Source organism: Pseudarthrobacter defluvii, assembly GCF_030816725.1.
In the GTDB taxonomy this organism is placed as follows: domain Bacteria; phylum Actinomycetota; class Actinomycetes; order Actinomycetales; family Micrococcaceae; genus Arthrobacter; species Arthrobacter defluvii_A.
The window spans coordinates 4,236,072-4,249,060 of the sequence record NZ_JAUSYG010000001.1 but is presented as its reverse complement, the minus strand read 5'-3'; the positions used below and the strand labels follow the sequence as shown (position 1 = coordinate 4,249,060).

Sequence of the window (12,989 nt, the reverse complement as noted above, 5' to 3'; positions counted from 1 at the left end):
CTACAAACCTTCCAATTGGCTGCCCTGCTTGTCCTTGCCTCCAAGGCGCTGGAGGAACAAGGCGAGTGCAAGGCCGATAATGACGAGAATGACCGCGATGACGCTGGCCGGGCCCATGAGGTTGGCGCGGAAGCCCCGCAGGTACATATCCAGGGCCAGGATCCGGGTGGAGTTTCCCGGTCCGCCGCCAGTGAGGACGAAAATCAGGTCGAAGTAGGTCAGCGAACCGACCACCATCAGCGTGGAGGATGTGATGATCGTGTACTTCAGCTGCGGAAGGGTGATGTGGAAGAACTGCTTTATGGTCCCGGCCCCATCGATCTGGGCGGCCTCGTACAGCGACTTGGGGATCTGGCGGACGCCACCTTGGTAGATGAGTGTGTGGAACGGCACGAACTGCCAGGCGATGACGAAGACGACCAGGCCGATTGCCAACTGCGGGACACCCAGCCAGTCCTGGGCAAGGAACGGCAGGCCCAGGCCGGTTGCCAGCCCGAAGTTGGGATCCAGCAGTGCCTTGAAGGCAATGGCGACAGCGGCGGAGGACAACAGCAGGGGCAGGAAGTACAGGACCGCGAGGACTGCCCGGTACCGCTGGCTTCCCGCGGTGAAGACGCCCAGCAGCAGGCTGATGGGCGTCTGGACCAGCCACGAGACGATCATGATCAGGAAGGTCAGGCCCAAGGCGTTGTACAGTCCGGGATCCGCCAGCACGGAGAACCAGTTGTCCAGGCCCGCCGCCCCGATGGCGCCGATTCCGTCCCAGCTGGCGAAGCTCAGGATGAGCACGCCGGCCAGCGGGATGACGGCGAACACCAGGAAGAAGAACAGGGCGGGCACCGTCAGCCACGCCAGCGCGGCCTTGCGCTGCTCGGTCTGCTTGGAATCCTTTAGGCTGACGGCGCCCCGCGGTCCCGTGGAAACAGCGTTACTCATTTCCCGAGGGTGCCGTTCATATTCTCGGCGAACTGCTGCGGCGTGATCGACTTCAGGAACAGCTGGTCGATGTTGTTCAGCAGGGCCTCGGCTGCGGTGGGGCTCAGCGCCTGGTCCCAGGACTGCTGGAAGTTCGGCGCGTTCTTTGCCATGTCGTAAACGAAGTTCAGGAACTCCTTGTCCTCGGAGGTGTTCAGCTTGTCTTCGATGCCGTTGACGATGGGCACGGAACCGGACTTGATGTAGGCATCGATCACGGCCTCGGTGAGGATGCCATCCTTGAAGAACTTCTTGGCGGACTCCTTTTCCTTGTCGCTGGCCTTCGAGGAGATGGACATGTACTGGGCAGGGTTGCCTACCCCATTCTTGGGGTCGCCCTTGCCGCCGGCAACGGTGGGGAACGGGACAAAGCCCAGTTTGCCGTCCTGGACGAAGTTCTGGCCAGCCTTCTTCATGGCCCCGTAGGTCCAGGAACCATGCAGCATCATGGCTGCCTTGCCGGAGAACAGCAGGGCCTGGTCGGCCTGGGAGTCCGCGGTGATGGAGGAGAAGCCCTTGATGAAGCCATCAGCGGAGACCAGTTCCTGGACCTTGGTGCCGGTTTCGATCACCGCGGGATCCATCCAGGCATTGGGCTTGCCTTCGAAGATCGCCTTGAACACATCGGGTCCGCCGATGCGGTCCAGCAGGTATTCAAGCCACATCATGGAGGTCCAGCGCGACTGGCCGCCCAGGGAGAAGGGGGCCACACCCATGCCATTGAAGGTCTTGACCAGCGACATGACGTCGTCCCAGGTCTTGGGTGGCTGGACGCCGGCCTTCTGGAAGAGCTCCTTGTTGTAGAACAGGACGATCGGGGCTACGTACTGGTTGGGGAGAGCGTAGATCTTGCCATTGACGGTAGCTGCGCCAAACACGGAGGGAAAGAACTTCTTCTTCAGGTCCGGGTTCTGCTCAAACCAGCTGGTCAGGTCGTCAACCTGGTTGGCCTCGGCGTAGGTCTTCAGGCCGCCGCCACCCCAGCCGTAGATGATGGTGGGCGCCTGGTTGGCGCCGATCGCGGTCTTGATCTTGGTCTTGTACGCGTCATTCTGGAAGTAGGTGACTGAAATCTTGTCGGCGGAGTTGGCCGAGTTGAAGGCATCGACAGCCTTCTGCATGGTGGTCTGGTTCGGCTCGCCCGACAGGTACCACATGCTGGCTCCCCCTCCGCTGCTTGAGGCACCCGGGCCTGACGTCCCACAGGCAGAGGTTGCGGCAACGGCAAAGGGAGTAAGGGCAGCGAGGGCGAGGAAAGAGCGCCGTGAGGTCTGGGGTTGCTTCATTGCTTCTCCATTGTGAATTTGCTGTCGAGGTACGGGGCGTTTGCTCCGACGATCGTTCGAAACATTTCGAACGGTGATATAAGTCACGGTGTAAACTAAAGCTCTAAAAATCCCCGGAGTCAAGGGATCGTAGAGGATATTTTCTGAAAACCGCGTTCCTGCGGGCTGTGCTTGACGGCGAAAACATCTCTTCTACAGAATGAAGGCACCTCTCATCTTCGAAAGATTGCGAACCCATGACAACCAAATTGCCGGAGCGTGCGAAACCCACGCTCGCCACCGTGGCCAGGCAGGCGGGGGTCTCCGCGCCGACCGTCTCCAAGGTGGTGAACGGCCGTGACGACGTAGCGCCGGAAACCAGGGCGCGGATTCTTGCGGTGCTGGAGCAGGCGGGCTACCAGTCGCCCGTGCAGCGCAGGGCTGCTGCCGAAAGCGCGACCGTGGTTGAAGTGGTTATTGACGTGCTGGATTCCGCCTACACCATCCAGGTCCTCAACGGCATACTGCAGTTCGCAGCCGCTGCCGACGTCGAAATCCTGGTGAGCGTGACTGGTCAATCGACCCCTGGCCGCCATACCCCGGAGCGCCGTGCCCAGCGCATGCTCGAAGAGGGCAGGGCGGGGATGATCGTGGTGACGTCCGCGTTCAGCGAGGTCCAACTGCATGCCTTCCGCCGCCGCCACATCCCGGTTGTGGTGATCGACCCGCTGAACCCGCCTTCGGCCGACGTCGTCAGCGTGGGAGCGACCAACTGGGCGGGTGGCAAGGCGGCCACCGAACATCTGTTGGGACTGGGGCACCGGCGCATTGCCTACATCGGCGGGATTGAGGGCGCCGAATGCAACCAGGCCCGGCTTCACGGGTATATGGCAGCCCTGATGGCTCAAGGCATCAAGGTGGACCCCCGGTACATCGTCTCCGGCGGGCGGTTCCGGACCGAAAGCGGCGTCATCGGATTCAGGGAGCTGCTGAAGCTTGATGCCCTTCCCACGGCCATCTTCGCAGGCAGCGATGCCATCGCCTTGGGTGTCCTCAGCGAAGCGCGGCACCACGGGATCAGGGTTCCGGAGGACATCAGCATCATCGGTTTTGACGGCACCAACCAGGGTGAGCAATCGGTGCCATCGCTGAGCTCGGTGTCACAACCTCTTGAAGAGATGGGCCGGGCCGCCCTGAGGTCTCTCCTGCGCCAGGCCCAGGGTGAGGTCTTGGATTCCCACCGCGTGGAGTTGGCCACCCAGGTCATCGTCCGTGAATCCACCGCCCCGCCAGCGGCCTGACTGACCTCGCCGGCACCCAAGCCGTTCATGAAAGACATCCCATGAAAATCACCAACCTCGACACCGTGGTCGTGGACTTCTACCGGACCAACCTCATCTTCGTCCGGCTGACCACTGATGAGGGCCTCACTGGAATAGCGGAGGCGACCCTCGAAGGCCAGGAGCATGCGGTCCGGGGCGCCGTGGCCGTCCTTGCCGACGCAGTACGGGGCAAGGACCCAACCCGCATCACTCAAACCATCTACGAAGTGAACCGGGACGCGTACTGGCGTGGCGGACCCATATCAACGACCGCCCTCAGCGCCCTTGAAATGGCCATGTGGGATGTCTCGGCACGTGCACTGGGAGTCCCCGTCCACCGCATGCTTGGCGGGCAGGTCCGCGACCGGGTCCGGGCCTACGCCAACGGTTGGTTTTCCGGGGCCAGAACCCCGGAGGAGTTCGCCGAGGCTGCCGTCCAGACGGTTGCCCAGGGCTTCCGGGGACTGAAATGGGATCCGTTCGAGGCGGCGGACCTCATCCTGGAGCCACGGGACCTGCGGCGGATGCTGGAGCCCGTGGCGGCCGTTCGGGATGCGGTCGGTGATGACATCGAGCTGTTCATCGAAGGGCACGGGCGCTTCGATGTTCCTACGTCCATCCGGGTGGCCCGGGAGATTGAACAGTTCCAGCCAGTGTTCTTCGAAGAACCCTGCCCGCCTGACGGTCTTGATGCTCTTATCGAGGTGCGGTCAAAATCCCCGGTCCCGATCGCGGCAGGGGAGCGGTGGATGGGCCGGAACACCTTCATCCCCGCGCTTGCGCGCAACGCAGTAGATTACATCCAGCCAGACGTCACCCATGCCGGGGGGCTGCTGGAATTGTCGTTCATTTCGACGCTGGCAGCGGCGCATTACGTTCCGTTTGCACCCCACAATCCCAGCGGGCCCCTCAGTACCGCGGCGACCCTGCAACTGGGTGCCACGCTGCCCAACTTCCGCTACCTGGAGATCATGGCCACGGATGTGCCTTGGCGGAGCGAGATCTCGACTGAGCGACTCCAGCTGACGGCGGAGGGTGACGTCATGATCCCGGAAGGGGTGGGTTTGGGCATCGAACTGGACTTCGACGCCATCGCCGAGCATCCCTTCACGCCGCATCCCATGCGGATCTTCAGCGACGTGGTGGCGGACATCCGGCCGCCGGACGCCAGGTCCTACTTCAACCTCGAGCGAACGCCGGCCATGTGAATTGATGGGCGTGGAACACCGCGGCCCGGACCGAAATGGTCCGGGCCGCAGTGCTTTTGGCGGTGTTCAGCAGGCTGCTACCGCTGGTAGGCGGGGTGGTGGGCGTCCCGCTGTTCCCCTCCCGGGTTCGCCTTGAGAAGGGTGGACTGCAGTGCATAATACGAAGGCTTCCGGGTGTAGTCCTCCCACATCACAGTGGCCTCGCCCTGGCCGCTGAAGAAGACCGGCACCCATGAGTACTTGTCGTTGAAGCCCCAGATGGTGAAGGAATTGCAGTCCTCGACATTCAGGCACGCCTCCAGCGCCTGCTGGTAGTAGCTGGCCTGTTTGGCCAACTGCGCTTCAGTGGGCTTGGTCCCGGCAGCGATGTTCATGCGGACGTCGATCTCGGTCACGGCAGTTTCCAGGCCGAGGTCGTCGAAGCGCTGAAGGTTCGCCTGCAGGTCTCCTGGGAAGCCGTACTGCGTGCTGAGGTGGCCCTGTACGGCGAAGCCATCCACCTGGACGCCCTGGGCCAGGAGCTTCGAGATAAGGCCCACATATGCGGTGCTCTTGGCATTGATGCTTTCCACTCCATAGTCATTGAAGAAGAGCTTGGCAGCGGGATCTGCTTCATGGGCCCACCGGAAGGCATCCGCAATGATCTCCGGACCAAGTTCACGGATCCAGATGTTGTCCGTGGTCCGGAGCGTGCCGTCGCCGTTCAAGATCTCATTCGCGACGTCCCATTGCTGGATCTTGCCCGCGTAGCGTCCAACAACGGTGGTGATGTGGTCCTTCAGGATGGAACGCAGTTCCTCCTTGCTGAAGCTGCCGTTTTCCAGCCAGGCAGGATTCTGGCTGTGCCAGAACAGCGTGTGGCCGCGGACAACCTGGCCGTGCTGCTGGGCGAAATCCACAATCGCGTCCATTTCGGCGAACCGGTACTGGTCGCGCTGGAGGTGGATGAATTCCCATTTTGCCTGGTTCTCGGGTGAGACCGAGCTGAACTCCGACCCCAGGACCTCCCGGTACTGCTGGTCAAAGGTAAAGGGGTTTGGGTACGGCATGGTCTCATGGTGTCCTCCACCGGCAACTGCGGTGCCGATCCGGAGGTCCTTGGGTGCGGCCCACCGCAGGGTGTCCTGCTTTGCAAGTCCCGGCGGCTGCGGCTTGTCATTCTCCCCGGCAACTGCCGGCAGCGCCGTGGGGAGGACAAACGTCGACGCCAGCACGGCGGCGGCGACAAGTTGGGCAACCTTCATTGAGTGCTCTCCTTTGAGGTACGAGTCGACCGGCGTGCGTGAGTGCCGGTCTCATGTGTTCCGGAAAGTTCCGGAATACATGCCTTGAACGGTAGGAAGATTCCCGAGTGTGCGTCAAGGGTTTTCAAAGAAAGTTTCAAGCCGGCGTCCAGGCGAGAACGCCTATACTTGCAGCGAAAGCAGGAGGAGATGCGTGCCCGAGACCCAGCGCCCCGCAGTCACAATTTCGGATATTGCGGCGGAAGCCGGTGTTTCAGTGCCCACCGTCTCCCGGGTCCTTAACGGCCGGAGTGACGTTTCCCCGAGAACCCGTGAACGGGTGGAAATCCTGTTGCGGGACCACGGTTACCGGCGGAGGGGCGTCCGCCCGGCCGTACGTTCCGGACTCATTGACCTTGTCTTCAATGACCTGGACAGTCCCTGGGCCGTTGAAATCATCCGTGGCGTGGAGGAAGCTTCAAACGAAGCCGGCGCATCCACGGTGGTCTCCGCGATCCATCGCAGGACAGGCTCAACGTCCACCCGGCAATGGCTGGACAACGTCAGCGCCAGGGCCAGTGACGGGGCCATACTCGTCACTACCGACCTTGACTCGTTCCTGCGGGCGGAACTGCAGCGCCTGGACTTGCCCGTTGTCGTGGTCGATCCCGCCGGGGTTCCAGACCTGGAGGTACCCACGATCGGCGCCACCAACTGGACCGGGGCCGTAGGCGCCACGGAGCACCTCACCGGGCTCGGCCACCGGCGGATAGGTTTCGTTGCCGGCGTACCCGGCCTGTGGTGCAGCAGGGCCCGGCTCGATGGCTACCGGGCAGGCCTTGATGCTGCCGGCGTTGCCTACGATCCTGCACTCGTAGTGGAAGGGGACTTCGACTACGAGTCCGGCTTCCGCGCCGGCTGCAGGCTTCTTGAATTGGCAGAGCCTCCGTCGGCCGTGTTTGCTGCCAGCGACCAGATGGCGCTGGGCGTGTATGAGGCGGTCCGTCAAAAAGGGCTGCGCGTACCGGAGGACGTCAGCGTTGTGGGATTCGATGACCTGCCGGAGGCCCGGTGGGCGTCTCCTCCACTGACCACTGTGCGGCAGCCACTCGCAGAAATGGGCAAGCTCGCTGCCCGCACCATTCTTAGGATGCTCCAGGGCGAGGGCGTCGAAAGCCCGCGCGTCGAACTGGCCACCAGGCTGGTAACCAGGGAAAGCACCGCGGCGCCCAGCCGGCACTGATCGCTTTTTTCCGCCGGCCTCCTCACACCCTTGACATGGCAACGCCCGCCTACCTACGCTAAGCCCATTCCGGAAACTTCCGGAAGTTTATAGGGACTCCGAAGAGGTAGCCATGAAGATGCCACCGCCCTCACTTCTTGCCCAAAGCAGCCTTGCCCCTGGCTGCCATCGCGTTGGCTGCGGCCGCCACAGTTCCCGCAGGCCTTGCCGGCGCCGCCCCCGCCTTTGCGGACCAGGCCACGCCTGCCATCGTCGATTCGGCCCGGCACGAGGGTCAGTACCTCAGCCTGACCTTCGACGACGGCCCCGACCCCGTCAACACCCCCAAGCTGCTCGCTGTGCTCGAAAAGCACCAAGTCAAGGCCACCTTTTGCCTCTGGGGCGACCACGTCAGGCAGCACCCGGAGATCGTCCGCCAAATAGCTGATGCGGGGCACGCGCTCTGCAACCACACCATGCATCACGACGACATGGCCACGTGGAGTGCAGAGGCGATCAGGGCTGACCTGGAAGAGACCAGCGCCCTCATCCGAGAGGCAGCTCCGGATGCCCCCATCAAGTATTTCCGGGCGCCTTACGGCAGCTGGGGGCAGACGCCGCAGGTCGCCGCCGACATGGGAATGCAGCCCCTTGGCTGGCGCCTTGCCATTGGTGACTGGGAGCCGCCCGGAACCAACGAACTGGTCCGCCGCCTCAAGGAGGGCATCGCTCCGGGTGCAGTCATCCTCATGCATGACGGCGGCGGGGACAGAACCCAAACCGTGGAGGCCGTGGACCAGATCATCCCCGAACTGCGCTCAGAGGGCTGGCGCTTCGACAAGCCCGCCCGGCGGGGCTGACATCGGGGCCCCGGTGCGCCGTGCTGGAATGTCTGCTAACTCTTGACAGCTTCCAGCTCTGACGCTTCCGCTGCCTCGGCCCTCCGCGGACCCACCGAACCCCGGCGCACCAGTGTTGCGGTGAACTGTGCGGGAGCGGCGGGAGGCAGGCCCTCCATCTGGCGGATCAGCGCCCTCGCGGCCGCCACGCCCATGTTGTAGACAGGCTGGGCGATAACCGTAAGGGGTGGGGTGGTGAGCCTGGTCCATGCGAAGTCGTCGTACATCAGGAACGAAACATCCGCCGGAATGGAAAGTCCGAGTTCCTGGATGGCCTCCACCACGCTGAGGGCGATCAGGCCGTCGGAAGCCACCACCGCCGTGGCTCGATCCGGGCCGCGGAGCACCTCGCGGGTGATGCCGCGGATGGAATCTTCATCTCCTGCATTCAGCCGAACCAGGTCCTCCGGGAAGGGCAAATCTGCCTCCAGGAAGGCCGCCCGCATCCCCTCAATACGGTCTGCGATCTGGGAGGACTCCAGCCTCATCCCGGCCGTGTAGCGGGTGTCAGTCGTCAAGGTGGAAATGAAGGCTATCCGCCGGTGCCCGGCCTCGATCAGGTATTGGGTGGCTTCCCGCGAGATCCTTTCCATGTCCACGGCCATGGTCTCCACCGGCATGTCTCCTGCCGTTCGGTCAATGAACACCAGGGGGCGGCCGGACCTGTGCACCTCCTGCAAGTGCCCGGTTTCCACCGATGACGCGGGAGCGACGATGAGGCCGTCCACGCGCTTGTCCAGCAGGACCCGGACTGCGTCCACTTCGGCCGCCCGGTCCTCGTCCGTGTTGACCAGGATGACGTTGTAGCCGGACTTCTTTGCCGTGTCCGTGATGCCCCGCGTGGCAAGCCCGAAGTGCGGGTTTTCAATATCGCCCACCACGACGCCGATGGTGTGGGACTTGCCCGTGTTCATGCTGCGGGCCAGCTCATTGGGCCGGTAGGAAAGGGCCTCGGCAGCAGCGAGGACGCGTTCGCGTACGTCGTCGCTGACTGCACCGTAATTGCCCAGGGCCCGCGCGGCCTGCGCCTTGGACACCTGGGCAGCCTTGGCGACGTCGGCAACCGTCACGTCCCGCCGTCGTGCTCCTTCGCTGTTCATCTTCACCTTTCGAAGGGTTGTTGACGCCCTCTGTGACTTCGGCTACATTTCTATCCATCGATGTGAGTCCGGTCTCAATCCTAGGGTGTGAGACCGGACTCAACAAGAGCATCGGCGACTTTCTTCGGCGGCCCTGACAGCACCGCCTTCCCACCAACGATTGGACAACGCTGTGAAGAAAAAGAATTTCCGCCCGGCCGGTATCGCCGCGGCAGCACTGGCCGCGGTCCTGGCCCTTTCCGGCTGCAACTCCACGTCAGCAGCCTCCAACACGGAGAACAACCCCTACGGCCTGATCCAGCCCGGCACCGTCCGGGTGGCCAGCCTGGGTGACTCCAAGCCATACACGTTCGCTGACGCCTCCGGGAACTTCACCGGCTTCGATGTGGAACTGTTCAAGGACGTGGCCCACCGGGCCGGTGTGGACAACGTAGTCTTCACCGGCCAGGACTTCTCCGGCCTCCTTGCCGCGGTGGCCAACGGACAGTTCGATGCTGGAGTTGCCGCTATCGGCATCACTGACAAGCGCAAGCAAACGGTGGACTTCTCGGACGGCTACCTGGCCGGCTACCTGACGGTCATCACCACCAAGACTTCCGGCATCACGGGTGTTGACGGTCTGGCGGGAAAGCGCCTGGGCGTAGTCCAGGGCACCCTGCAGGAGGCTTATGCGGTCAAGAACTTCACGTCGGCCAGCCTGGTCCGCTTCCCGGACAACAACACCGCCATCGCGGCCGTGAACAGCGGTGCAGTGGACGCACACTTCCTGGATTACGAGGCCGCAAAGGCCTATGAGGAGCAGCACGGCCTGGTCAGCGCCGCGGACATTCCGTCCTTCGACGCACCGGCCGGGTTCGCCGTAGCAAAGGGCAAAACGGCCTTCAAGGAAGCCCTGAACAAGGGCCTGGCGGCAGCCATGGAGGACGGGACCTGGAAGAAGCTCTACCAGAAGTGGTTCCCCGGTTCCCCGATGCCTGAGCAGTACCTGCCCAAGGCCGAGCAGACCGCCGCCTCCCCGGCACCGAGCAAATAAGCATCGAGCAAGAAAGCGCGGGCAAGTAAGCACCTGGCAACAGGGCTTTGCCCGCCTGGCCGGGCGCGCCGCAGCACGCGGCCGCCCGGCACCTTCCAAACAATCTACGTCTGAGAGCAACCATGGACTGGTTCAACACCATCATCCGTACTTTCTTCGACTTCGGTGCAATGGCCGAGGTCCTGCCCCAACTCCTGGCGGTCGGCCTGCTGAACACGCTGATCATCTCCATCGCCGCCACCGTCCTTGGCACGGTGCTGGGAATGGTGGTGGCCGTCATGGGCATCTCACCGTCCAAGTGGCTGCGCGTCCCGGCCCGGATCTACACGGACCTCTTCCGGGGCCTGCCTGCCATCCTGACCATCCTGCTGATCGGTCAGGGCTTTGCCCGCCTCAGCCAGTCGATCTTCGGGCCGTCCCCGTACCCGCTGGGCATCATCGCGTTGAGCCTGATCGCCAGCGCCTACATCGGCGAGATCTTCCGCGCCGGCATCCTCAGCGTGGACAAGGGCCAGGGCGAGGCCTGCCGTGCCCTGGGCATGAGCTACGCCAAATCCATGGCCCTGGTGGTGGTGCCCCAGGGGGTCCGCCGGGTCCTCCCAGCCCTGGTGAACCAGTTCATCGCCATCGTCAAGGACTCATCCCTGGTCTACTTCCTCGGCCTGCTGGTCACCGAACGCGAACTCTTCCGCGTTGGCCAGGACGCCGCCGTGCTGTCCGGCAACCTCTCGCCGCTGGTCGCTGCCGGCCTCCTCTACCTGGTGATCACGGTCCCGCTGACCCACCTGGTCAACTACTTCGACAACAAGTTCCGCACCGGCCGCCGCCGGGCCGCAGCGCCCACCAGCGGCCTGAAGGAAGTCACGGAACTCGACGCGGCCTCGCCGCTCACTGCCGGGAGCAACACATGAACACCCCCACCCCCACCAAAAACACCGCCACCGCAACCGCCCCGACATTCCAGGGGTCAAGCATGGAACTGCGGAACCTGACCATGGCCTACGGCGACATCGAGGTCCTGCGCAACGTCAGCCTCACGGTCGCCCCAGGCACTACCACCTGCATCATCGGACCCTCAGGCTCCGGCAAATCCACCCTGCTGCGTGGCATCAACCGGCTGCACGAACCCAAAAGCGGTGACGTGCTCCTCGCCGGCGACAGCACCCTTCGCGCGAACGCGGACACCCTCCGCACACGCATTGGCATGGTCTTCCAGCACTTCAACCTCTTCCCGGACCACACCGCCGAAGAAAACGTCGCCCTGGCACTGTGGAGCGTCAAGGGCATGCCCAAAGCCCAGGCCATGGAGCTCGCACGCCAGCGCCTCGCCGAAGTAGGACTCGCCGAACGCGCCGACCACCGTCCCCGCGACCTCTCCGGCGGCCAGCAGCAACGCGTCGCCATTGCCCGGGCCCTGGCAATGGAACCCGAAGTCATGCTCTTCGATGAAGCCACCAGCGCCCTGGACCCCGAACTGGTCAAAGGCGTCCTGAACCTCATGGCCGGCCTGGGCCGGCGCGGCATGACAATGCTGGTGGTCACCCACGAAATGGGTTTCGCCCGCAAAGTCGCGGACCAAGTGGTCTTCATGGACGAAGGTGAAGTGGTGGAAGCAGGAACACCTGCCCAGCTCTTCGACAACCCCCGCAGCGAACGACTGCAGCGCTTCCTCTCCGAGGTGCTCTGATGCGCACTGTTACCGCGGCACCCATCCGCACGGCCGTCGTCGGCTTCGGCGTCTCCGGCAAGGTCTTCCACGCCCCGCTGGTGGCGGCCAACACGGATTACTCGCTTGACGTTATCGTCACTGCCCAGCCTGAACGCGCCGCCGAGGCGGCACGTCTCTACCCCCAAGCCCGAATCGTTGCCACCTCCGAGGAACTTTTCACCCTGTCCGTGGACCTTGATCTGGTCATCCTGGGCACGCCACCGCATAGCCATTTTGCGCTGGCCGCCACCGCCATCGCGCATGGCCTGCACGTGGTGGTGGACAAGCCTTTCGTGCCCACGTCCGCCTTGGGCGAGGAGCTGGTCAACAGGGCGTACGACGGCGGGGTGCAGCTGACGGTGTTCCAGAACCGCCGGTGGGACGCCGACTTCCTGACCCTGCAGAAGGTCCTGGCCTCAGGAGTACTGGGACAGGTCAGCAGCTTCGAGTCGCGGTTCGAGTGGTGGCGGCCCGAGGGCTTCGGAAACTGGCGGGACACCGTGTCCCTCTCAGAAGGCGGCGGCATCCTGCACGACCTGGGCGCCCACCTGATCGACCAGGCCATCCAGCTGTTCGGCCCGGTGGAGAGGAGCTACGGCGAGACGGCCAACCGCGGTCCACATCCGGACGCGGCCGACACCGAAGCTTTCGTGTCACTGCTGCATGCCTCCGGCGTCCGATCCCGGCTGTGGATGAACGGCATGGCAGCCCAAGTCGGCGCCCGGTTCCACGTCCTCGGTTCCCAGGCCGGCTATACAAAGTGGGGACTCGACGGCCAGGAACCGGCCCTCGCGGCCGGGACGCTGCCGTCGGACCAGGCCTACGGCGTTGACCCCCAGGAGTCTTGGGGGCTCCTGGGAGTCGACGGCGCAACGTCTGCCATTCCTGCCGAACGCGGGGCCTATCCACAGTTCTACGTGCAGCTGGCCGCTGCCCTCCGAGGGGAGGGGCCGCTGCCCGTCGATCCCGCCGATCCGCTTGAAGTACTCAAGGTCATCGAGGGCATCCACGCCCTGGCCTGAACGTTCCGGGCC

At 63.8% G+C, this 12,989-nt stretch carries 12 protein-coding genes; 8 read left to right on the top strand and 4 right to left on the bottom strand.

Annotation, left to right across the window (positions count from 1 at the left end):
• Complete coding sequence (locus tag QF031_RS19865) at positions 1–936, bottom strand: carbohydrate ABC transporter permease (RefSeq protein ID WP_307432262.1); 936 nt, start codon at positions 934–936, stop codon at positions 1–3.
• Entirely contained in the window at positions 933–2,261 is a 1,329-nt protein-coding gene (locus QF031_RS19860) for an extracellular solute-binding protein (RefSeq protein WP_307432259.1), read from the bottom strand. The genes QF031_RS19865 and QF031_RS19860 overlap by 4 nt, the downstream gene beginning before the upstream one ends.
• A gap of 236 nt (positions 2,262–2,497) precedes the next feature.
• On the opposite strand from QF031_RS19860, the gene QF031_RS19855 reads away from it, so the two are divergent.
• The gene (locus tag QF031_RS19855; protein WP_307432256.1) at positions 2,498–3,541 is read left to right on the top strand and encodes a LacI family DNA-binding transcriptional regulator; all 1,044 of its coding nucleotides are present in this window, start codon (positions 2,498–2,500) and stop codon (positions 3,539–3,541) included.
• Between the two features lie 41 nt (positions 3,542–3,582).
• Positions 3,583–4,770 (top strand): mandelate racemase/muconate lactonizing enzyme family protein, encoded by a 1,188-nt coding sequence (locus tag QF031_RS19850; RefSeq protein WP_307432253.1) that lies wholly within the window; start codon positions 3,583–3,585, stop codon positions 4,768–4,770.
• Positions 4,771–4,847: 77 nt separating this feature from the next.
• On the opposite strand, the gene QF031_RS19845 is transcribed toward QF031_RS19850, so the two are convergent.
• A complete protein-coding gene (locus tag QF031_RS19845; RefSeq protein WP_307432251.1) occupies positions 4,848–6,014 on the bottom strand; it encodes an endo-1,4-beta-xylanase in 1,167 nt (388 codons plus the stop codon).
• Between the two features lie 193 nt (positions 6,015–6,207).
• Here QF031_RS19845 and QF031_RS19840 point away from each other — a divergent pair, with 193 nt between their 5' ends.
• Together QF031_RS19840 and QF031_RS19835 are read left to right on the top strand one after the other, a co-directional pair.
• The gene (locus tag QF031_RS19840; protein WP_307432247.1) at positions 6,208–7,236 is read left to right on the top strand and encodes a LacI family DNA-binding transcriptional regulator; all 1,029 of its coding nucleotides are present in this window, start codon (positions 6,208–6,210) and stop codon (positions 7,234–7,236) included.
• Positions 7,237–7,373: 137 nt separating this feature from the next.
• The gene (locus QF031_RS19835; protein WP_307432244.1) at positions 7,374–8,075 is read left to right on the top strand and encodes a polysaccharide deacetylase family protein; all 702 of its coding nucleotides are present in this window, start codon (positions 7,374–7,376) and stop codon (positions 8,073–8,075) included.
• Positions 8,076–8,110: 35 nt separating this feature from the next.
• Here QF031_RS19835 and QF031_RS19830 read toward each other — a convergent pair whose 3' ends face one another.
• Complete coding sequence (locus tag QF031_RS19830; protein ID WP_307433534.1) at positions 8,111–9,214, bottom strand: LacI family DNA-binding transcriptional regulator; 1,104 nt, start codon at positions 9,212–9,214, stop codon at positions 8,111–8,113.
• Positions 9,215–9,386: 172 nt separating this feature from the next.
• Here QF031_RS19830 and QF031_RS19825 point away from each other — a divergent pair, with 172 nt between their 5' ends.
• From QF031_RS19825 to QF031_RS19810, 4 genes are all read left to right on the top strand, one after another.
• Positions 9,387–10,247, top strand: coding sequence for an ABC transporter substrate-binding protein (locus tag QF031_RS19825; protein ID WP_307432242.1), 861 nt, complete (start codon positions 9,387–9,389; stop codon positions 10,245–10,247).
• A gap of 122 nt (positions 10,248–10,369) precedes the next feature.
• Entirely contained in the window at positions 10,370–11,158 is a 789-nt protein-coding gene (locus tag QF031_RS19820) for an amino acid ABC transporter permease (RefSeq protein WP_307432239.1), read from the top strand.
• Complete coding sequence (locus tag QF031_RS19815) at positions 11,155–11,934, top strand: amino acid ABC transporter ATP-binding protein (protein WP_307432236.1); 780 nt, start codon at positions 11,155–11,157, stop codon at positions 11,932–11,934. Before QF031_RS19820 ends, QF031_RS19815 begins: the two co-directional genes overlap by 4 nt.
• Complete coding sequence (locus tag QF031_RS19810; protein ID WP_307432232.1) at positions 11,934–12,977, top strand: Gfo/Idh/MocA family protein; 1,044 nt, start codon at positions 11,934–11,936, stop codon at positions 12,975–12,977. Before QF031_RS19815 ends, QF031_RS19810 begins: the two co-directional genes overlap by 1 nt.
• The last annotated feature ends 12 nt before the right edge of the window (positions 12,978–12,989 follow it).